Here is a 21425-nt window from a genome sequence, read left to right as displayed (position 1 = left end):
TTCCCAGCCAGGAGGCACAGCGGTTCTGTCCGGTCACCCAGACCTGGATGACCGAGCGGTAAGCCAGCTGCCGCCGACCGGATGGAGCGCCGTATGCAGGGAGCCGAGTCGCTGATGTACGGCGTGGCCGAACAGTCGGAGGCCGACGGCATGAATCGAGGCATTCGGGCAAACCGAAGGGTGTTCGCATGGAATCTCCGGCCGCTGCCGCGAGGGCTGCCCGGCAGCGGCCGGGGAGAACAGGCTGCAAACGCTTCATGCCGTCGCCTACTGCGCTGAGCCAAGGCCATGAGGGCGAGCGGGGGACGATGGGACGTCTGATCTACTGCACGGACGCCACACTGATCGTCGGCGATCAGCAAGTGGCGGTAGAGGTGGACCTCGGTCTCCTCCTCCCGGGCGATCAGATGAAGTGGGGTGGGATCCTGCGTCGGCTCTCCCTCTCGCTGATTGATCAGCTTCGCGGAGCCGATGCAGTGTGCCTCCGACTCCCCGACTGCAAGGAACGCGTGATCCACCCCTTTGAGGCCATCCCGTGCGCCGACGACGCACTCTTGTCGGTGTCCTTCATCGGGCAAGGACGACCACCATTTTGATTGCGGCGCCCGCCCCACAACGTCGATGGCTCCTGGACCCCCCGGGGGGACGGGGCCAGGAGCCACCTGCCATGACAGTGCGGTCACCGGTGCCCGGTCTCCAGCCCTACGCCGGAAGGGATGGAGAACCGCCGCACCGGAGTCCGCGCGTCGCCCCAATCAACACTGATCTCCCACCGCGGTCACGGCCTCGTCAACACCGCAGGTCACATCCCACCGCGCTCTAGAAACGGCTGGGCCCGGCGCCACCGCTCGCCACGGGGTATCGAGGCACAGTGACGACGAGCAGTCGCCAGCTTGCGATCAGCGGCCCGGCGTCTTGGATGGAATCAGGCGGCTCCGCAGACGTCCGAGCATGTCCGCCCGGACGCCGCCGCGGGAATCTGTGCCGTCCAGCGAGGCGAAGAGGGGACGGCCATGCACACGAACGTCATGGGAAACGAGCGCCTCGTCGTCCATTACCACGTGGTGAACGGCTGGGCCGTACTTGAGATCGACGGTGAGGCCGACGTTTACACCTCGCCCGTTATCGGCAAGGCCGTGACCAAACTGCTGAGTCAGGGCCACCGTCATTTCGTCCTGGATCTGTTGCACGTGCCGTTCATGGACTCCACCGGGCTGGCCGAGATAGTCAAGATCACCAAACGAATTCGCGAGCACCAGGGTTCCCTGCATATCGCCTGCCCCACCCGCCGAATACTGCGGGTCTTCAAGATCTGCGGCCTGTACAAGATCTACGAGTTATATGACTCGCCGCAGGAGGCAACCGACATCGCCCCCGTGTCCGACGGCCTGGCCCACTGGCCGCACCCCCATGATTGACCAGCGACCACCCGGCTCAATCGCAGCTGTCCTGATTCCCCCCGCGCACTGACGAGGTTCGTGAGCCCCTGGGGCGGTGTCGGACGGCTTTAAAAGATACGCTTGACGGCATTCTCAAGGTCCCGGACGAAGCGGGTGGGCAGGCGCTGTGAAAGATCTCCCCTCGGTCGAAACGACCGGGTCGGGCCCCTGCCTGGTGGCCAAGGTGGCCGGGACTATGGACTACGTCACCCAGCTCGAGCTGCGCGGGCGGCCGGCGCAGGTGATCGATCGCGCAGAGCGGGCCATCGTGCTGGACCTGGCAGGCGTGTCGTTCTGCGACTCGGCGGCCCTGAATGTGCTGCTGGGAGCCCGTCGGGAGGCAGAGAGGCAGCAGTGGTTCTGGTCCTGGCCTGCGTCCCGGACCACCTTCGCCGAATCCTGGCGATGACCGGAGCCGACCAGGTCCTTCGGATCTTCGACACCGACACCGAGGCCGCCCTGAGCGGCTGACGGCGTCCCGCATGCCGCCAGCCCCGGTGTGCGGCCTGATCGGGACCCACTACTGCTCAGCGCCCGACTCTCAGCAACGGGTCGTCAATGACGCCCTGCGTTCGCACCTGGCCCCCGGTAACGCACGGCACCGAGTGCAGCGCGAGGAATGCCGCCGGCCACCCCGCCGCCCGCTGAGTGCTCGCACCATCGCGGGTCGCACCCGGAAGGCCGGCGACTGCCCCTGAACAGCCCCGACTAGGATCGGCAGATCCGTACGGAGTGGCGGGTGAAGCCGATGGAAGGAGCGGGGACGACGCCGTGCAGTTCGTTGTGATCTACGGAAACGGGCACCACCAGGCCGGAGGCCCACGTCCCTGGGCAGTGCTTGAGAAGGACGGCTGGGACGACCGGGGCTACCGCACCCTGTTCAATCTGTGGATCGTCGACTCCGAAGGCAACCGGCATGACATCGGGGCCGTCAAGATCGGTGAGTTCGGCATGGATGAGCGCGAGCACGGTGGGACGGTCCTGCCCGACCGCTTCACCGCGCTGAGTGACAACTTCTTCTCGGTCGGCCAAGACGACACGTACTACGAACGGCTACGTCAGCTCGGCGACGACATACGCCTGAGCGTCCTCGGTGGCCTTCGAGACATGGCCTACGACGAGCACATTCTCGAAGCCGCCCGTGGTGAAGAAGTGACGCGGACCTCCCTGTGGCGGTTCCTGAAACCTGCCGTGGTCGAGGAACAATTCCGCCGTATCGCCCGCGGTGGGGACCGTGTCGCGCCGTTCCATGTCGTCTACCGCGCACCTGCCCCGGCCGCTGGCGGAGGTGGACTGGAACTCGGCTTCGACGTCGTCCCGGGCACGAAGCCCTCCAGTAACATCCACGTCCTCACCGGCCGCAACGGCGCCGGCAAATCGGTGCTCCTCAACCGCCTTGCCCGCGCAGTCGCCGATCCAGCTGCCGACCGCGAAGCGGTCGGCAGCATCATCGAGAACGACCGGGGCCAGCGCCGCTCCTTCGCCAACCTCGTCAGCGTCTCCTTCAGCGCCTTCGACGACCTGCCCTCCCTCCCGGAAGACGACGAGTCGTTTCCCGCCACCCACGTCGGCCTGCGGGTCCCCTCCAGCGGCACGCGCGCCCCCAGGATGAAGTCACAGTGGCAGCTCAAGCGGGACTTCGCCGACAGCGTCGAGGCGTGCCTGACCGGCGAGCAAGGCTACCGCTGGCTCAACGCCCTGCGCACGCTCACCTACGCCGGCAGCGGGCTGCTGGAGGAGGGCTGGCTGGAGGACTTCCAGACCACAGCCAGCCCGAGCCGCCGCCGCGCCAAGGCCCGCAAGCTGTTCGCCGGGCTCAGCGCCGGCCACAAGGTCGTCCTGCTGTCCGTGACCCGGCTGGTGGAGCACGTCGGCGAGCGCACCCTGGTCATCATCGACGAGCCCGAGACCCACCTGCACCCGCCGCTGCTGTCCGCCTTCATCCGGGTCCTGTCCGACCTGCTCACCGACCGCAACGGACTGGCGATCATCGCGACCCACTCGCCCGTCGTCCTGCAGGAGGTGCCGGCCGACTGTGTCTGGAAGCTGCGCCGTTACGGCGACCTCATGGCGGCAGACCGGCCGGGAATCGAGACGTTCGGCGAGAATGTCGGCGTCCTCACCCGCGAAGTGTTTGGACTGGAGGTCACCGCTTCCGGCTTCCACCGCGAACTCAGCAGTCTCGTCGACTGCGGCGAATCGTACGAAAGCATCCAGGACCGGTTCCACCATCGGCTCGGGGCCGAAGCACGCATCATCACGCGCTCACTGATCGCCCTGCGCGACCACGGCGATGCCGCCTGGGCACCGGAGGGCATGTCCTGATGTGGCCTCTGCCCCCGCCGGACCTCGACGCCCGCACCGTCTACACCACCTGCATATCCAAAGCCCGCCCGGCCAAGGTCAAACAACGCCTCCAGGAACTCGAAGGCGACATCGCCACCGCGGCGGACGAGTACGAGAAGGCAGCCGCCAGCGCAGCCCTGCACAACCTGCAACACCTGAGGAAACTGCCCGACGGCAACGACCCGAACAAGAACGACAACAAAAAGCTCACCGGGTGCTACACCTCCCGCATGGCGCGCAAAGGCAGCGTCGGCCGGGACATCTACAACCAACTACTCAAGGGCGCCCGCCGGGGCCGCTGCCCGCTGTGCGGACACGGCTTCGCCAACACCCTCGACCACCAACTCCCCAAGGAGAAGTACCCGCTGCTCTCGGTCACCCCGGCCAACCTCGTTCCCGCCTGCATGGCGTGCAACCACGCCAAGGGCGAAGCGTCCCCCGCCAGCGCCGAAGAGCAGACCCTCCACCCGTACTTCGACGATGTCACCGATCACGTGTGGCTCGCCGCCCGCCTCACCGTGCCACCCGAGCCGGGCGTGACGTTCTTCGTCACCCCGCACCCCGACTGGCCCACACCCCTGACCGAGCGTGTCCAGCGGCACTTCGACATGTTCAAACTCGCCAAGCTCTACGCCGCCCAGGTCGGCACCGAGCTGGCCGCCCTCAACGACTACCTACGTGGCAAGCCGTACCGCGCGATTGTTGCCGAACTCCAGGACCGCGCCGCGAGCTACGGCAACCGGAACTCCTGGCAAGCAGCCCTGTACCGAGCCCTGGCGGCCACCCCGTGGTACGTCAAATCCGGGTATCTCAACGAATGGGACGACTGACGCACAAGCGCAGCCACAGCCACGCCCTCAGGTCCCTTGGACCGCTGACGTGAAGGTCTGTGGACAGCTCGTCACGCATGACGCCCGGCGTGCCAAGAGGGCCGTGCCCCTCGACGCCCGCGCCTAGGCGATCAGATGGCGATGACGCCGCCGCCGAAGTCGTAAATGACGGCATGCCACTCCACCACGGGGCAGCCGACGACCAGCAGCGTGTCCAGGCCGTCCACCCCGCCGGCAGCGACCCGGCCCAGGGCCTCCTCGTGCACTGGGAAGTTCCCCTGAAGCGCGTCGCAGTGCCGACAGCCGTTGGCCAGCTCCCGCTCGCGCAGGGTCCGGCTGTACCGGCTCTTGACGCCGACGGCCAGCTCAGGACGGCCGTTGCCCTCCGCCAGGCGCTGGCACAACGCCATCGTCTTCTCGTTGTCCGTGGTGTGCAGTCCCACGTAGCCGCGTGAAGGCTGGTTCGGGTACAGCCCGATCAGGCACAACGTGTCCTCGCCGCACTTCCAGCACGCCCTCGTCATGCCCAGCACGCGCAGGTCGACGGTAGGTGCGCAGCCGAGCGGCGACACCGCCGGCAGCTCGGGCTGCTCCGGGTCGAAGTCGCCCGACTCGGCGAGTTCGTCTACGCGCTGGCAGGTCGCGCACCACACCTCCCAGCTCCTGTCGTCACCCCTGCGGAGGAAACCGCCATCCGGCCACACCAGCACGGAACACCTCGTACAGCCACCAGCGAACCGGTTCTTCATGTGTCCCCCTTCCGGCGGCATCACTTCCCGCCTCAGCCCGCGCTCCATGCATCCCCTTGTGGACGATTTTCTCCCAAGGCCCGAGGGGAGCTTCACCGAGGCTGGAGGAATCGGACGCCGGAGGTCCTGTAACCCTGGCGGCCATTGCTGCCCGAGTCTCAGGATGCCCGGGCCGGGCGGCGGCCCGGCGCAGGTCACAAAGCGAACGGAACGCGTAACGGCACCTGTGGGACAGACACGCGTCAGTTTCAGCACCGGCCGTTCAGCCCCTCTGCGGCGTGCCGGCGATCTCCGCTAACCGCGCTTTAGCTGGTCCTCACTGGGCAGCACGCACTTGGCTGCATGAGCTAATTCCCGTTGCGCAAGCGCTCAGGGAATCTGGTTGTTCTGAGTCTGGGAACCGTCGTTCGTGGCCGTGGCGTCGGCTCCGTGGGCGTTACGGATCTGCACCAAGGCCCAGACGATGCGCGCCCGTTCGTTCAGCGGCTCGATGACGACAACGCTTGCCTCGTCGACGGCCAGTGAGGCAACACCGCTCTGGCAGGATGAAATCGGGTATTGGCGCCGGGTTCCGTCTGTGCCTACGGCGGTAGTTGCTACCTGGCCGGCGCCAACGCACTCAAAGTTTATGCGATAGCGCTGGGGGCCTCTGCTTGGGTCCAAAGAGACGGTCGCGGGCAAACCTGCGTGGGACATTCCGGTGCGTACGGGTAACTCTCCCGCGGGTCGGTACCGCTTGAGGTCAGCGAGGAACCGGGCCATGTCCGCTGTGCCGCCGCTGTCCTGTTTCTCCGCCGCGCCATCCGATGTGAATGCGCCCAACCAGGCCAAGCCGACGGCGCACAAGGCTGCGAAGCCCAGGGTGGCGATGGTCGCGACGGGCCGTTCTCTCCCGTAAAGGCGATCTCGCCTTTCGGGTGTGCGGAAGCGGCTGTCGCGTTGACGGGTCCACCTGGGCTGTTGCAACCCCGGCTCTCCTTCTATCTCGTGTCGGGGCCCGTCCGGTCAGGTTTACCTGGCGAGCGGGCATAAGAACTGATCGCCGCAGCAATGAGGGTGAAGGCGGGCCCACCGTGCTGGGCGAGCTCGGTCAGCCGGGTGAAGTCGTCGAGGTACCGCTTGACCTCACCGAGCTGTTTGATGGTGAGGAACGCCGAGACGAGTTCGACGTTGACCTGGCGGTCGTCGAACACCCAGAAGTCCTCGACGGGCGGCATGACGCTTCGCTCGGCGTCCATGGGGATGATCCCCAGACTCACAGACGCGACGACACTGGCCTCCAGTAGGCGGCTGAGCTGCTCGACCATGACCTCCGTCGGGCCGACCCGTCGGTAGAGGACCGATTCCTCCAGGATGATGGCGAACCGCTTGCCGCCCTCGGACAAGACCTTCTGCTTGTCCATGCGGGTGGCAACCGCGGCATCCACGTCGTCTGGCAGCCCGCGTCGCTCGCGAATACCGGCAAGGACCGCTTTGGTGTATGACCGCGTCTGCAGCGGACCCGGAATGAGGTTCTGCGCGTAAGCCTTGAACCGGCGCGTCTGTTCCCACAAAGGCAGCACGCTCTCCTGGGCCTGCTTGAGGCCGGCCCTCTCCATGACTCGCCATTCGACGTGCTTGCCTTCGATGTCGCGCGCCGCGTCGATGAGCTCTGCCGCGGCAGCCTCCTCGCCGCACGCTCGGCTCCAGGCTTCGATGTCCTTGGGTGAGGCTGCCGCGTGACCGTTTTCGATGCGACTGCACTTGGACTCGTGCCACCCGCATAGCCGGGCCAGTTCACGAGCGGTGAGACCATGCTTGAGGCGCAGCGCCCGTAACTGCTGCCCCAGGGCAAGTCGGGCCTCTCGGATGCTTGAGGAGGTAGGCATGCGGATAGTGTGCAGTGTTCCGCCACGCTGCCTCCAAGCATCGAAATGACCTTCTCACCCAAGCCCGACAGTCTTTAGGGGGTTTTGCGCACTGCTTCGCTTGCGGCTCTGTGCGGCATGTCCTCCCACGAAGGAAAGAGCGCGAGCAGGCGCGCAGGGAACTCCACGACCGTCTCGTGCTCGGGGATCACGACGGACTGCAGCCGGGACGGGTCATCGACCTTCCAGGACTGGAGCAGGTAGCTGCCCGTTTCGTCATCGTAATAGAGGGTTGGGCTACCATTGTTCGGGCTCTCGGGGTCCTTGCACAGCAGGTGCAGCGCCACCAAAACCTCCATATGACCGAGGGGTGTTGACCCTTCGAGGGTGGGTGATCGCGTACCGTGACAGCCAGGGGCTTGCGGATACTTGCACACTCGACCAGTTGGGCGGCCCGTGATTTGCGCATACTTGCGGGCGGGCTATTTCGCGGGATCGATCCCGAGCACCACCTCCTGCCGCCTTGACGCCCACGTTCCGACTGAGTCGCGTCGAATGCAGGGAGGTAGCTCCCAGCGCTGCTGCATGCTGGGCGGCATTGCGCTGGCGGCCCGCACGTATGGCCTGCACCGGGCAGCGGGCGGCGCTGCGCTTCGGCGTGACAGCTAAAACCAGAAGCCCGGCAGCTGAACGGCACACTGGGCAGCGGCTTGGTGTTGTCGGGCACGCGGAGTGTCCGCGGCCGGGTCTGCCGACATCGCGTGGATGATGAGGCATGGCCGGCGAGGAGAGCCGCGGGTGGTCCGATACCGTCATCGCGGGGTTGGACGTCCGTGGAGACGGTGCTGCTGGTATGCGCCTTTTGGCTGGGAGGGGGTGCTGCCGCTATCGGTGGTCAGGGCCGTGGTGGCGCCGACGGCGGCCTTGGATCCGGCGGGAAACAGGGATCAGCGCACCACAGGGCTACAAGGATGATCGTGCCCCGAGAATGAATATTCGAATTGTCATCCAAGTGATGGGCCGGCTGGCCCGCCTTCTTGAGCGCCGGCGGGAGGGTGCCGAACTCGGCGACGCCGTCGACTTCGTGCTGGACGGCGGCCCCTGCAAGGTCGGCGTCGAGTCCACCATCGTCGACGCAACCGGCGAGATCCCGACCATCCTCCGCCCCGGCGGGGTAATGCGCGAGGAGCTCGAAGCGGTGCTGGGGCACCCACTCGCGGTCCCCTCGACCAGCCACGTTCGGGTTCCCGGCCAGCATCCGTCCCACTACGCGCCGCGCGCGCGGGTCGTCCTCGTCGAGCCCGAGAAGGTCGTCGCCGAAGCCGAACTCGCTCATGAGCTGGGGCACCAGGTGGGCGTCTTCCTGCCTGCCGCATTCGTCGGCGCTCCAGTGAAGGCGCACGCCGTGGTGCAGGTTCCCGCATCGATGGCCACCTACGCGCACCGCCTGTATGGGTTCCTGCGTGAACTCGACCGGCAGGGGTGCGACCTCATCGTCGCCTCCCTGCCGGCGGTGGAGGGGGTGGGACTGGCGATCGCCAACCGGCTCCGCCGCGCCGCAGGTCCCCGCCCCACTGTGTGAAGGGCACCGGCCGGCACTGTGCCCTTCACTCTCTTCGAGCGGGGGGACCGGGCGGATGCGTCACGGACTCGGCAGAGCGACCACTGCTACGCCTAGCCGCGCTTTCCCCTCGTCGTCAGGCTCCACGTCCCGGCACACCTAGCAGCACCTGGCCTGTGCCAGGTCGGCGCGGAGCGCGGGGGAGGGCGAGCGGTCGGCTTTGAGCTGGGCGGTCAGGAGGCGGCGGAAACCGGCGCATCAAGGCCGCGGGCGCAAACAAGCTGCGCACTGCCGTCGGCCAGCCGGTAAGACAGGCCCACCACACCGAGGCGGCCGGCGGCCACCCGCTCGGCCAGGACGTGGGCGCGTTCCAGCAGCAGGTCCACGGTGTGCTCGATGTGCTCGGCCAAGACCTCCTCGGCCGTCTCGCGTCCGGCGGCGCGGGCTGCCAGCACGCTTGGCGTCACCCTTTCGACAACGTCACGGACGAAGCCCGCCGGTGTCTGTCCGTTCTCCAGGGCAGAGCAGGCCGCGGCGACCGCGCCACACGAGTCGTGGCCGAGGACGACGGCCAGCGGCGCGTTGAGGACGCTCACTCCGAACTCGATACTGCCGAGCACTTCGGTACCGGCGACGTGCCCGGCGGTGCGCACCACGAACAAGTCACCCAGGCCGCGGTCGAAGATGATCTCGGCGGCCAGCCGGGAGTCGGAACACCCGAACAGCACCGCGAAGGGCTGCTGGGACGGCGCCGTCTCGACACGGCGGGTTGCATCCTGGTTCGGGTGCTCAGGGGTGCCTGAGACGAAGCGCTGGTTACCGGCCATGAGCAGCTCAAAGGCGTCGCGGGGCGTACGCGTGTGAATCTCGGTCATGGCGGAAGCCTACGAGCCACCATCCGTCGTCGCACCGCCTGGTGGTACCGGCCGGTGAGGCAGAGCCGGAGGCTGCGTGACGGGTCAGGTCAGGCCCCGCCGCCGACCACCAGCTCGTCCTCGGCCTCAGTGACGGTCCCATACACCCGCACGACGGTGTCGACCCCGGTCATGGCCAGCATCTGCTGCAGCGTCGCCGGCACGCAGGCCAGCACCAGCACGGCGTCGGCCTTCTTCGCCTGCTGCCAGGCCCACAGCAGCACATTCAGCCCGGCCGAGTCGCAGAACTTGACCGCCGACAGGTCGAGCACCACACACGGTTGACCTGGCGCGATCTCCTCCACGAGACGTTCACGGAAGAACGGGGCGGTCTCATAGTCCATCTCCCCGACCAGTTGCACGGTCAGGCACGGCCCCGACGTCCTCGCCTGCACTGAGGGCTCTGCGGTCATCGCGTTCTCCCCACCGTGCGAAGGGCGGGGGTGGGACGCACGATGGACGTGAAAGGTCTACGTCACCCGTTGGAAGGAGTTCCGGCAGACCACAACAACGCTTGACCACCCTCTGTAATAGTTCAGTTACTTGGCGCGAGGCTAGTGGTAGGGGGTGTACGTGTGCCTGCGTTGAGCGTGGACGAGGCCGGCCCGGAGCGCGGCGCGGCCATGTGGGAGGACGACTACATCTTGCTCGCACTGCTGTCCCACGGCCTCGTCGAAATGAAGCGGCGGCTGGAGGGCCTTGGAGAGCCGCGTCATCCCTTGTCCCGGGCGGAGAGGCGGGACACCGGTCTGCCAGGAGCTTGGCAGGAGGCGGTCACTCGTCTGTGGTGGCGGTTCTTCTGGGCAGGGCTTGAGCCACCGCGCAACGACTACGCAGTGCTGGAGCTATGCCGGGTACCGCTGGGCCGGTGGCCGCTGCGGATGACTCTCTCGTCGGCCGACGCCGACGTGTGTCTGCTGGACGACGACGAGCCGAGCGAGTTCGCCGAGGAGGCTGTGCGGGGCGCCTGGGGTGATCCAGAGGCTCACATCGCCGAGCAGCGCGTGCACCAAGCGCTACTGCTGGTGGCGGAGGCCAATGCCCGCGAAGGGCGCGGTGCCTGGCGGATCTACGTGCGAATGCGCCGCCTGGTGATCGAGCGGCCGGTGATCAGCGACGTGGAGGTACGGGCGCTGCAGCAGGAACTGCCGGCGGGGCCGACGGCCGGCGAACCGTATGTGATGGACTTCGTGCGCACAGCGTATGAGCGGCGGCCGGCGGAGAACGGCGTGACGCTGACCGTGTGCGCGCGGTGCGGCGTTCCGTTGTTCCAGGCCCGGGGGAGCCGGAGCCACAGCTGCGGCACACCGAACTGTGACACCAGCCCCAAGATCCTGCATCTGCCCACGCTGGGCTTCTATTGGGTGCTCCACCGTGGTGCCCGTCGGTTCGTTCATGACCCTGGCGTGTTCGAACTGCGCGTCTACGAGAAGGTACGTGCGCTGGGGCTGGAGCCGGAGTTGTGGCTGGGCCCGGACCAGCCCGACGCGCTGGATGTGTCCTTCCGCGTCCCACGAGGGAAGCGGAAGGAGCTGTGGGGCACGGACGAGAAGGATTGGGCCAGCCCGGTTCTTCTGGCCAGGTCGTTCAAGTGGCCCATCGAGCCCGAATGTGATCGGCGGTTTCTCGTGGTGCCGGAGCACCGCGCCCAGGTCCCCGGTTATCTGACGGACCTGCGCACGGAGCTCGCCGGCCGCACGGATCCAGCACGCCCCTTCAAGGTGGTCACCGAGAAGCAGCTGCTGACGGAGATCAGGCGCGCACTGGCTCGGCAAGGCGGTGGCTCATGCGCGAGGTGACGGGTTGGTACGAAGACCTGTCGAAAGCCGAGGGCATCTCGCAGGACGCGGTCCGGCCGCTGCAGAAACGCGAGTTCTTCGACGTCGAGCTCGCTCTGACCTTTATGGCGGATCACTTCCCCGACGAGCCAGTGGACTGTCTGTGGTCGATGCTGTCGCACTACATCGTCCCGCGCCCCGGCGACGCCGTGATGGCCGGCCGGCTGCACCGTCTGGGCTTGCTGCTGGGGCGGTACCGGTCGGGGAGCCGCTGGCTGCGAAGCCTCGGGGAGTACGACAAGCTGTCGGAACGGCTGCGTGCCTTCCGGAGGCTGCCGATACGCGGCCAGAGCGAAGGCGGAGAGGCGGCAGCGGTCCGGTACCGGATGCGGGATCCCGCGGCGCTCGCCACCCGCTTCGAGCTGTACAGAGCGGTGCTCGACCGGCCTGTGCCCTACGCGCCTCCGCGAGTCACCCGGGCTGCAGAGCCCGGGGAGGTGTACCGGTTCACGAACTCCTTCACGGGCTCCGATGAAGTGGTCGCCATCCCGAAGTTCGAGATCCCGGTGGAGCTTCGCTCGCTGCCTCTGCTCACCGCACGACGGCGACGCCCGGTGCGCCTGACGCCGAGGATGCTGCGTCAAGCGGCACAGAGGATGGATCGCGTGCTGGCGAACCGGCTGGACATCCCTGAACGCAACTTCGCGGGTCGGTTGCGGAAGGTCGCCTTCCAGCCGTGGTCGCCTGAGATGTCGAGGTTCCGCACCAAGCCCACCGGCTGCAGCGTGCGCGGTTTGGTGCACGGTATCGGCCTTCCGAACAGCGGCAAGACGAGCTACGCGCTGATCGGTACGTACGCCGCGGTCAGGCGGGGACACACCGTGGTCCTCGTACTGCCATCGGTGAGCGACTGTCTGCAGAAGACGGCCCTCTTTCGGGCCCTCGGCGTCAGGGCCGTTCCGATCTTCGGAGCGGGAAGCCGCTTCACACATGCGTCGGGATACTGGCGCGGGGTGCTCGCCGACCATGCGCCTGCCTTCCCGAGTGTCGCCGATGTCGCCGCGGACTACGTGTCGTGCAACTGTCTCCTGGAGCCGTTCCGCGACGCGCCGGGTGGCAAGCGCCCGCCGCTACCGGTCAAGGACTTCCCCTGCCGGGAGAAGCTGCTCGACGCGGAGGACAAGCAGTACAACTGCCCACTGCTGGCCATCTGTCCGGTCCACCGGGCCGAGCAGGAAATGGCCGGCGCGGACGTGTGGCTGACGACCCCGCAGGCGCTGCTGGTCAGCTGGGCCCAACCCGTCCACGCGCGTCTGCGCTGGCTGGAGGCGGTGCAGCACTGGGCCGACCTTTTGATCGTGGACGAGGCGGACAAGGTCCAGCAGACCCTGGATGACGAGTTCCTGCAGAGCCAGGTGCTGGTGGCGCAGGGCGGAAGCTGGTGGGACCAGGAGGTCATCACGGCTCAGAACAGTCTGCGCGCGACCGGCCGCCGACCCCTGGAAGACCGCCGCGCGATGGAGTACTACCGGTTCAAGGGCAAGGCGGATGACGAGGTCAATCTGCTGTACAACACCCTGCTCGAGCCCGACAAGGACGGCGGCAGCGCCCGACTGCGCAAACACCTGCACGAGACCTACTTCTCCGGCCACTCCCTCTTCAACGACCTCGCGCGGCTGCTCCACGGCCTCAGCCCCAACGGCGAGGGACCGCAGGAGCAGGAGGAAAAGGCGCTGGAGTACTACCGGAAGAACTTCGAGACGTTCGTCTTCCACACCTTCGACCCGGTGACGGGCCCTCTCCAGGCCATCGTCCCGGAACTGGAGAACCCCGCGCTCTCGGAGGAGGAACTGCGCAAGCGCGTCGATGCCTGGCTGATCGAGCACGCGAGGGCGGCGGGCGGCCCCGACGCGGAGCGCAAGCTGGGAAGATACCTGCCGTTCGCGCGCCGCCTGCTGCGCGCCGCCTATCACACCTCGCTTCTGGGAAGCTCGTATCTCAGGATGGCGACCATCCGCCCAGCGGTGGAGCCGTTGCTGGGGCTTTCGCGGGACGAGGAGTTCTGGAGCAGCCGGCCGCCGAGCGACTACGACGCCTTCGTGCCCGAGGCCCTGCAGGGCAACATGCTCGCCTTCCAGTGGCTGGACAACCGGGCCGGCAGCGGCGACCTGCGTATCTTCTGGGTCCGCGGTGTGGGCCGCTGGCTGCTGCACCACATGCACGACCTGCTGGCCGCCGAAGGCATCGAGGGACCCAACGTGCTCCTGCTCTCGGCGACGAGCTGGGCGGGAGACTCGGCCACCTACCACGTGGACGTTCCCGTCGACTTCCTGCTGCGCGAGCCCGACGAGGATCGCGAGGCGATCGCACGCAGCCGCTTCCACTTTCGCCCCGCCCGGACCCCGGACGGACGGCTGGTCTCACCCTCGGGACGCCTCGGCGACGAGCGTCAGGAAGCCGTACGCGGCATCGCGGCCTCCGTCGCCCCGCCCGGCGGCCGGGAAGGACTACTCGCCAGTGTGCTGGAACGGCTGCCCCCACAACGCCGTAAGGCCCTGCTGGTCGCTCAGAGCGGCAACGACGCGCGCACCACGGCCGAGTACCTGGTGCGCGGCACCGCCTTCACCGCCCAGCACGTCGTGAAGGACGCGGAGACACCGGGACCGCACGGCATCCAGCGTCGTGACGTCCACCGCTTCGGGCTGAGCGATCACGACGTTCTCACGGCCGCCCAGCTGTCGATCGAACGCGCCGTCAACGTGCTCAACGCCGATGGTGTGGCCGCTTTCGGCGCCGAGTTCTTCCTCAGCCGCCAGCATCCGCCACCCGACCAGCTGGACTTGGCCATGGGCCTGTCCAACCGCTCCTCGATGGCCAAGCTGCTCCACCCCGCCCTCGCGCCCGCGTCGATCGCCCGAGCAGCCGCTGAACTGCGCAAAGAGAGCCGCATGGACTGGCACCTCCTTGTGGGCCGGCCGGTGGTCTTCCGCCGTCTACGCGGCCGGGCGCACCGCGCGTTCGTGTGGAACTCGATCACCTCGATGTGGCAGACGATCTGCCGGTGCATCCGCGGTGGCCAACCGGTCGAGGTGTACTTCTGTGATCCCGCCTTCGCGCCGCGACACGCGCGCCACGACACCGCCGCGGATACCGCGAACACGAGCATCCTCGTTGCCATGGAACGCGCCCTGCGCGACAAGATCCGGCCCAGCGAGCCGGTCGACGAACGTGATCGCGCTGCCGCCGAGGTGCTCTACGAGCTGATGCTGCAGTGCCTGGAGAACATGGACTGGGAACAGTGACCGTCACGACGAAGCCGCAACCCTACCCCCGCATCGCCTGCATGACCTGCAGCATCGAGCAGGGCACGCTGCCACCACGACGGCTGGACACGCTGCGCTTTCCCTCCCGCTGGCTGCGGCTGCTACGAAGCCAGTACCGCCCGCGCCACACGCGGGACGACCTGCCGGTCCGCGCTCTCGCCGACCTCCTGCGCGCCGTGGACCGCAACGTCGTGGACGTGGCCAACTGGGGGCTGGGCGACCAGGACAAGTACTGGATCGCCTCCACCGAGGCCGTACCCACGGTCGTCGTCCACACCGTCGTCGCGACCTGGGCTGGCGTCTTCGTCACCGCCGACCGTCCGCGCATCGATTGGCACCAGCTCCTGGACCCCGACGACCTCGAACGCACCCGCGACACGGAGGACGTCCCCGTCACCGCCTGGACGGTCGCGCCCAACGGGACAGCGGCACCCACGCGCGGCTTCTTCCAAATTCTGCCCGGTATGCTCGCGGCGCACCTCGCCGAGGCCGGCCTGCCCCTGCTGCACTCCGGGTCGTCCCCGCGGCACTTGGTGCTCGGCCCCACGCTCGATGGTCCTCGAGAGGTTGTGGAGTGGCCACCGCGGTGGATGCCCGACCGCAACGGCGACGCCCCCTGGTCGCTCGGCGTACGGATCGGCGGCCAAACCGCCTGGCAGGAGCCCGAGCCACGCATCCATATCGATCTCTTACTGCACCGCTGGCTCCACCTGCCGCTCAGCTTCTCCCCCAACCTCAACCTGCACGCCTGGCTACTGAGCCCCGGCGGCATCCTTCGTCCCAGCGAGCGCCCCACCTTCCTGCGCGTCCCCGGCACCTGGCGCGGCCGCTGGATGTGGTCCAACGGCCTCGAACAGCTCCTCACCCGCCTGAGCCAGCTCCCGCACCCCGCACTCCCCGACGTCCTCGGCGACCCGCTCCGGTACCTGCCCCACAACGGCGAGCCGAACAGCGCTTCTGACGGGGAAGACGACCGGTTGCCCTACGCCGCCATCCAGTATCAGAGCGGCATGCGGATGCTCCGCCCTCAAAGCCCGCCACCTCCTGACGGCCGCCGGCAGAACGCCAAGACATGTGATCACCCCGTGAACCCGGGCTTCATGCCGATCAACCACCACCAGCTCTTCGAAGCCGTCACCAACGCGCTCGCTCCCGTCGGCCTGACCCCCGCCCAGACCTACTCACGCCGGCGACCGCGTGGCCGGAGCACCAGCCCGCGCCTCGCCCCGGAAGGGCGCCGCTACCAGCTGGAGTTCTGGAACCAGACGGACACCACCCGCCGGGTACTGCTCAATGCCCTCCAGGACAACAAACACGGCCTCGCGCTGACCCCGACGCCAACGACCGAAGCGTCCACTCGGTCCTTCAACGACGGATCCCTGACCCTGTCGGTCAGCTTCCACGACATCGGCGAACTCGCCGCCGCCCTGCGCCTGCCCGAGGGCCAGGAGAGCAAAGCCGCCCGGACGGCCATCGCGGCCCAGCAGCGCCTTGAGAAGATCCGGACCCGTCTCGCGTCGCTGCCGCACCGGGATACGCCAAGCACTTCTCCCGGCACAGGGCACACGGCGTCCCTCATCGAACTCGACGGTCCCCGAGCGTTCACCGGCAAGGACATCGCCGACCCGAAGACCACCCTGCGAAAGGGCTTCGCTCAGGCCGACCGTGTCACCCAGTTCCTCCGCCCCGTCACCGCCACAGACACCGCGGCCACCGAGGAGATCAACGACGAGGAGCTCCTCGACGCGGACGACGTGGTCAACGCCGCCCAGGCCACGAACGACGACCTGGACCCCGACATCCAGCTCCCGCCGGAAGACACCGAGGAGACAGCCGCCGACCGCGACCTGCCCCGAGCTGCCAACGCCATCCGGGACGCTCTGCGCCAACTGGGACACGTCCCCGCGCCGCACACCTCCCCAACCGGCGCACCGATCGAAGTCTGGGCGCTGTGGTACGAACCCATCCGCGGCGGCGCCATCCCCATCCTGATCCGCCACCGCCCTGACGGCACCCTCACCACCCTCCTTCCCGGCATGCCCCCCATGCCCTACAGCGACCTGCATCTGGCACTCGCTACCGGCCGTGGACGTCTTCCTCGAGGCAAGGGAGCCGACAGCGAGTACACCGAATTCTTGCGCCGAGCCCTGATCCTCGACGACCCCACACCCAGGCTGCTGCTCGTCGGCGGCCGGAACCTGCGTAGCCGCGGCTGGGCCTGGCTCCAGACCCAGCACATGCGACGTGACGTCCTGGTCCTGCCCGGCGCGGACCCCCGCGAGAGCGCAGAAATGAACGCGGAGGACATGGCGGTGCAGCAGCCACTGGCCCGACTCGGCGTACGCCTGCCCAGCCAATGCCCCGGCCTCCGCATCGCCCGCGTCATCCCCCGAGACAGCGCTCGCGAAGTACCGCACGTCTTCGCCCAGGACGACGACCGCCCCTACGGAATCACGTCCGGCCTCTTCGAGATCCACGAGCGGCTCTACTACGCCCTCGCACCCAAACCAGTCCAGGCCAAGGCACCGATCGGCCTGGACAAGTTCGACCCCGCTCGACCGCGCGCCGCCGCCAAACGAGCCTGGAACCCAGGAGCCCTGGAAATCGCCCTGCCCCTCCTTCAACCGGAAGACACCGACGCGGCTGCCTGGGCCCAGTACGTCCACGCGCTGCGCACCGCCCACCTGCACACCACCGTCCCGACCCGCCTCCCCGCGCAACTGCACCTTGCTGACCTTGCCGGCCGGTACATCGACGCCCGTTGATCACTCCGCTGACCGAGCGTGTCGGCGGAGGCATACCGGAATCGGCACGTAAAACTCGACTCGGTCTACCAGGGGGTGAGAGACCAACTGGCGCGAGCGACACCTGGAACGGAGATCGCCAACCGATTGTCAGTGGCAGTGCGCGGAGGCAATAGCGAACACGTTGGGCGAGAAGAACCACGAATACTTGGCGTACACATCGTTGATCTCACCAGCGTGCGAGGGCCGGCACGAACTAGCATCGATCAAGCCGAATCACCGGCAGCGTCCGTCGGCTCCGTAAGTCGCGCCTCCGGCACGTTCGCGCGGCCCGATCCGGGAACGGGTAGCGCCTGGGGATTCGCCCCCAGGAACCGCTCGACCTCGCTGACGCCCGCCAGCTCGGCGAGCCCCTCCAGATAGGGGCGGAGGGAGCGCTGGAGCTCCCGAAGCTCGTAGCGCCACTCCGCGTCCCGCTCCCAGGAGGACTCCGGTGCTTCGGGATGCGTCTTCTCAAACTCGGTCAGCGCCCTGTGCCAGTATCCCTGGAAAGGTCGGAGGTGGCTGTTGTACATCTCGTACCAGAGATGCTCCACGGACCTTGCTCCAGGCTTGGCGGTCTTGGCCGGTCCTTCTGGCCGGAGCAGTTCGGCCGAGAACTGTATCCAGGTGTAGATCGAAGTGAGCGCTTCCCGCAGATGTCCCTCTTCCGCATCCAGTGGCTGGGCCACGACACGCCGGGCGGCCTCGTGGAAGATCTGCCAGGCCACCTCGGCCTTGTCGCGTGCGACGACGAAGGTCAGGTCGCCCAACGGATGACTGATCGTGGCAGACGCAAGGCTCGTCTTCCGCAGGAGCAGGGCACCCACCATAACCACAGCACCGGCCGCTGCGCCGGCGGCGGCGTACTGGACCTGCCCACCCGCCTTGCTGATGTTGTAGGTGAGACTTCCGACGCCCCACCCGATCACGGCGGCGACGAAGACCGACACGGCCACAGCCGATGTCTTCCTGATCACTGCTCCCCCTGCCCCGATAGCGATCTTCGGGCTCCAGCGTAGACCGGCGGGTGCACCTGGTATCGACCCATGCCGAAAATGCGACATTGCCCGGAGGACACGACGGCAGGTGGGCCGGCCGTGGAGGCATGATGGGCAGGTGACGACGATCTGGAAGGTTCAGCGGGGGCGCCCCCACCTGGCCTCTTGCTCCCTGCCCCCCCCCCCGCTGATTTGGGGTGATCACTGCCGACATCGGACTCTGGGCCGTCTGGAATGGCGCAAAAACGCTGACACAGAAAGGCCGGACACCCGATGAATCCGCAATCCGCGGGTGCGGAGTCCGTGCAGTGGGACGTCTTCCTGAGCTACGCACGTGCGGACAGACACAGGGCTGGTGTGCTCGCCGCCAGCCTCCAGTCCCGGGGGTTGCGCGTCTTTGTTGACGATGCCGCCATCGAGGACTTCTCATCCATCACCGGCTCGATCACCGATGCGCTGTCGCGATCAAAGGTGCTCCTGGCCCTCTACTCTTCGCACTACCCCGGGCGACGCGCCTGCCAATGGGAGCTCACCTACGCGTTCGTGGCAGGCCAGCGCGAGGGGGACCCTCTCCGTCGGGTCCTCGTCGTCAATCCGGAGGCAGGTGCCGATCATGTCCATCCGGTCGAGCTACGGGACGCGAGGCACTGGCCGTGGCCGGCGTCGGGAGAATCTCTGCGGCAGCTGACGGACCGCGTGTCCGTGTACGTGTCCGGACTCGATACCGCCATGAGTCATCGGGCAACGCCTTCGTCGGGCCCCGACTGGCTGCCTGCCCCCGCCCATGTCGGCAATCCCCGGTTCACCGGCCGGCTCTCCGAGCAATGGCTGATCCACAGCAGCCTCCTCTCCCACCAGACTCCCTTGATGCCCGGACGGTCGAGCAGAATCGTTCAGGTCCGAGGCATGGCGGGCATCGGCAAGTCGGTCCTCGCCCAGGAGTACGCTCTCCGGTTCGGTCCGGCTTTCCCCGGCGGTGTGTTCTGGTTCGACCTGCACACCGCCCGAGACGCAGGCTCCAAACAGGCGATGTCCGAATACGCCGATCAGGTCGCCACGGCCTGTGCTGCTCTAGGGCTGAACAGCGGAGGGTCGACCCTCCCCATGCTGCTGAGCCGCCTGGCCGTCATCATGGGCGAGAGAGGGCACCCCTGCCTGTGGGTGGTCGACGGGATACCGTCCGGCCTCAGCCAGCAGGACCTACACCTATTGCGCGGCCCCCACCTCCTCACTTCCACCCTCGTCACCACTCGCTCTCTACTCCACCCCGCCTTCGCGCCCGCCATCGACCTGATGCCACTACCCGAACAGGACGCTCTGCGCCTGCTCACTTTCGTGCGGACGCCCCGCGACGCGGCAGAATCGGCGGCGGCAGTCGCTTTGATTCACGATGTGGGAGGTCATCCAGAGGCGCTCAACACGCTGGCCGACCGGGCTGCCCACAGCGACTTCACCGAACTCCGCCGACGCCTCCACAGCCTGCGCTCGGATCTCCTCGCCCCGACAGACGCCAAAAACGTATGCGAGAGCACGCCGTTCACGTCGCCCCTGACGGGGGACCAGCTCCACGACGACGTCCTACGATTGTTGGCGCTTGCCTGTCCTGCTCCACTGTCCGAAACCGCCATCGAAGCGATACTCGGGAGCGACAACGACCGCCAAGGCACCCCGGCCGGTGTCCGGCTCGCCATCGAGCAGTTGCTTGGACAGGGGCAGCTACTGCCCGAACCCATGACGACGCGTTCCTGGGGAATCCACCCGCTCGTGGCCCGCGCCGTACGCCGACACGACCTGGACCCGGGCCGGCAGGAAGACCTTCGACGATTCCTGCTGTACTACCTGGCCTCCCCCACCGCCACGCCGGAGACACCTTCCGGTACCCACCGCCATCACTCGCCTCTCTCCGGGGCGCTCGATCTCGGTCCGGCCTCTCCACGCGAGGAGGAGCGGACGGCCGCATACAACCTCCAAGTGGAACTGGTGACCCGCGTCGGATACCAGCAACTCGCCCCGGGACAAGGATCCCTCCGTGAGGCCCTGACATCGCTGCACTCCCTCTTCGAGTTCACCCGAGGGACTCTGCACGGCATCGCGCTCACCGCAACCCCCACCTCTGACTTCCCGCTCATCGCCACAACCCTGCTCAACCGGCACCTGCGCCCTTTCTTGAGCCGATGGCATCCTGCCCTCCAGCAGCACGAAGCCCAGCGCCCGACCGACACCAGTCCCATCGAACACGAACAGAACTGGCCCCGCTCGGCCGCACTCCGCGCCGAACTGGAAGATCTGCGCACTCCGCTGAAGGACATCGCTCACCAACTCGGCGGACTGTGCGGAATCGATCTCACCATCGACGAGTCCGGCAGCAGTTGATCTTGCTTGCCCTCCGCGTACCGGGGGCAGACGACTGCGACAACACGGCTAGGGTGATCCACGGTAGCGAGAACGCTGCACAGCCAGCAGGAGGTGACGGGTGGGGTCAGCCGATCCCTTGGCGGTGAGGGTGCCGGTCGGCGAGGACTCCCATCTGTGGACCAGCCGGTCGACCAGCCGCAACGTACTGCTGGTAGCGCACAACGTCACCTCCGCCGGACGCCTCCTGGACGTCCTACCGCTGTTCCGTGACGACTTCCGTGTACAGCTGCTCGTGACCTCCACCGAGTCTTCCGCGTTTCGGGCGGGACTCCCCGAGCTGTTCGCTGAGCTGGAGCTCCCCGTGGTGCCGTGGGAACAGGCCCGTTCGATGCCGGTCGATCTGGCGGTCTCCGCCAGCTTCGGAGGACAACTACACACTCTTCAAGGTAAATTGACCATTCTGTCGCATGGTGTCGGCTATACTAAGAAGCTGGCAAAG

At 67.4% G+C, this 21425-nt stretch carries 15 protein-coding genes and 2 pseudogenes; 11 read left to right on the top strand and 6 right to left on the bottom strand.

The genetic code is table 11. From position 1 onward, the window contains the following. Positions 1-308 precede the first annotated feature (308 nt). From ACF073_RS37205 to ACF073_RS37185, 5 genes are all read left to right on the top strand, one after another. Positions 309-596, top strand: coding sequence for a hypothetical protein (locus tag ACF073_RS37205; RefSeq protein ID WP_392075915.1), 288 nt, complete (start codon positions 309-311; stop codon positions 594-596). A 417-nt stretch (positions 597-1013) separates the two neighbouring features. Then, entirely contained in the window at positions 1014-1418 is a 405-nt protein-coding gene (locus tag ACF073_RS37200) for an STAS domain-containing protein (protein ID WP_392075914.1), read from the top strand. A gap of 148 nt (positions 1419-1566) precedes the next feature. Beyond that, positions 1567-1848: an STAS domain-containing protein gene (locus ACF073_RS37195; RefSeq protein WP_392075913.1), complete on the top strand. Its 282-nt coding sequence runs from the start codon at positions 1567-1569 to the stop codon at positions 1846-1848. 323 nt (positions 1849-2171) lie between these two features. Next, a complete protein-coding gene (locus tag ACF073_RS37190; RefSeq protein ID WP_392075912.1) occupies positions 2172-3764 on the top strand; it encodes an AAA family ATPase in 1593 nt (530 codons plus the stop codon). Further along, a complete protein-coding gene (locus tag ACF073_RS37185) occupies positions 3764-4615 on the top strand; it encodes an HNH endonuclease (RefSeq protein WP_392075911.1) in 852 nt (283 codons plus the stop codon). The genes ACF073_RS37190 and ACF073_RS37185 overlap by 1 nt, the downstream gene beginning before the upstream one ends. A gap of 131 nt (positions 4616-4746) precedes the next feature. On the opposite strand, the gene ACF073_RS37180 is transcribed toward ACF073_RS37185, so the two are convergent. The 3 genes from ACF073_RS37180 to ACF073_RS37170 all read right to left on the bottom strand — a co-directional run bounded on the left by ACF073_RS37180 (position 4747) and on the right by ACF073_RS37170 (position 7558). After that, positions 4747-5268, bottom strand: coding sequence for a hypothetical protein (locus ACF073_RS37180; protein ID WP_392075910.1), 522 nt, complete (start codon positions 5266-5268; stop codon positions 4747-4749). A gap of 1076 nt (positions 5269-6344) precedes the next feature. Next, the gene (locus ACF073_RS37175; RefSeq protein ID WP_392075909.1) at positions 6345-7232 is read right to left on the bottom strand and encodes a helix-turn-helix domain-containing protein; all 888 of its coding nucleotides are present in this window, start codon (positions 7230-7232) and stop codon (positions 6345-6347) included. A 74-nt stretch (positions 7233-7306) separates the two neighbouring features. Next, a complete protein-coding gene (locus ACF073_RS37170) occupies positions 7307-7558 on the bottom strand; it encodes a hypothetical protein (protein ID WP_392075908.1) in 252 nt (83 codons plus the stop codon). 710 nt (positions 7559-8268) lie between these two features. Here ACF073_RS37170 and ACF073_RS37165 point away from each other — a divergent pair. Further along, positions 8269-8793: pseudogene (locus ACF073_RS37165) on the top strand (L-threonylcarbamoyladenylate synthase); the annotation flags it as partial. 212 nt (positions 8794-9005) lie between these two features. On the opposite strand, the gene ACF073_RS37160 reads toward ACF073_RS37165, so the two are convergent. Then, positions 9006-9647, bottom strand: a complete 642-nt coding sequence (locus ACF073_RS37160; RefSeq protein WP_392075907.1) for a carbonic anhydrase — start codon at positions 9645-9647, stop codon at positions 9006-9008. 89 nt (positions 9648-9736) lie between these two features. Next, positions 9737-10099, bottom strand: coding sequence for an STAS domain-containing protein (locus ACF073_RS37155; protein ID WP_392075906.1), 363 nt, complete (start codon positions 10097-10099; stop codon positions 9737-9739). 177 nt (positions 10100-10276) lie between these two features. Between ACF073_RS37155 and ACF073_RS37150 the strand changes: the two genes are divergently transcribed. The 3 genes from ACF073_RS37150 to ACF073_RS37140 are packed head-to-tail and all read left to right on the top strand — an operon-like array spanning position 10277 to position 17552. Continuing rightward, positions 10277-11485 carry a hypothetical protein gene (locus ACF073_RS37150; protein WP_392075938.1) on the top strand — a complete coding sequence of 403 codons (1209 nt, stop codon included), beginning with the start codon at positions 10277-10279 and terminating at the stop codon, positions 11483-11485. Then, entirely contained in the window at positions 11473-14766 is a 3294-nt protein-coding gene (locus tag ACF073_RS37145; RefSeq protein WP_392075905.1) for a hypothetical protein, read from the top strand. Before ACF073_RS37150 ends, ACF073_RS37145 begins: the two co-directional genes overlap by 13 nt. Before the next feature lie 41 nt (positions 14767-14807). After that, positions 14808-17552 (top strand): pPIWI_RE module domain-containing protein, encoded by a 2745-nt coding sequence (locus ACF073_RS37140; RefSeq protein WP_392075904.1) that lies wholly within the window; start codon positions 14808-14810, stop codon positions 17550-17552. Between the two features lie 245 nt (positions 17553-17797). On the opposite strand, the gene ACF073_RS37135 is transcribed toward ACF073_RS37140, so the two are convergent. Then, entirely contained in the window at positions 17798-18529 is a 732-nt protein-coding gene (locus ACF073_RS37135; RefSeq protein ID WP_392075903.1) for a hypothetical protein, read from the bottom strand. 345 nt (positions 18530-18874) lie between these two features. Here ACF073_RS37135 and ACF073_RS37130 point away from each other — a divergent pair, with 345 nt between their 5' ends. Together ACF073_RS37130 and ACF073_RS37125 are read left to right on the top strand one after the other, a co-directional pair. Then, a complete protein-coding gene (locus tag ACF073_RS37130) occupies positions 18875-20944 on the top strand; it encodes a TIR domain-containing protein (RefSeq protein ID WP_392075902.1) in 2070 nt (689 codons plus the stop codon). Positions 20945-21044: 100 nt separating this feature from the next. Beyond that, positions 21045-21425 (top strand): annotated as a pseudogene (locus ACF073_RS37125) (hypothetical protein); the annotation flags it as partial.

The organism is Streptomyces sp. NPDC015171 (genome assembly GCF_043079545.1).
Classification (GTDB): domain Bacteria; phylum Actinomycetota; class Actinomycetes; order Streptomycetales; family Streptomycetaceae; genus Streptomyces.
The sequence above is the reverse complement of the archived record's forward strand: the minus strand, read 5'-3'. Positions and strand labels throughout refer to the sequence as shown.

Excerpts from the sequence above, each read along its gene's own strand:
- ACF073_RS37205 (WP_392075915.1), top strand. The coding sequence starts at position 309 with ATGGGACGTCTGATCTACTGCACGGACGCCACACTGATCGTCGGCGAT.
- ACF073_RS37200 (WP_392075914.1), top strand. The coding sequence starts at position 1,014 with ATGCACACGAACGTCATGGGAAACGAGCGCCTCGTCGTCCATTACCAC.
- ACF073_RS37185 (WP_392075911.1), top strand. The coding sequence starts at position 3,764 with ATGTGGCCTCTGCCCCCGCCGGACCTCGACGCCCGCACCGTCTACACC.
- ACF073_RS37175 (WP_392075909.1), bottom strand. The coding sequence starts at position 7,232 with ATGCCTACCTCCTCAAGCATCCGAGAGGCCCGACTTGCCCTGGGGCAG.
- ACF073_RS37160 (WP_392075907.1), bottom strand. The coding sequence starts at position 9,647 with ATGACCGAGATTCACACGCGTACGCCCCGCGACGCCTTTGAGCTGCTC.
- ACF073_RS37155 (WP_392075906.1), bottom strand. The coding sequence starts at position 10,099 with ATGACCGCAGAGCCCTCAGTGCAGGCGAGGACGTCGGGGCCGTGCCTG.
- ACF073_RS37145 (WP_392075905.1), top strand. The coding sequence starts at position 11,473 with ATGCGCGAGGTGACGGGTTGGTACGAAGACCTGTCGAAAGCCGAGGGC.
- ACF073_RS37140 (WP_392075904.1), top strand. The coding sequence starts at position 14,808 with ATGACCTGCAGCATCGAGCAGGGCACGCTGCCACCACGACGGCTGGAC.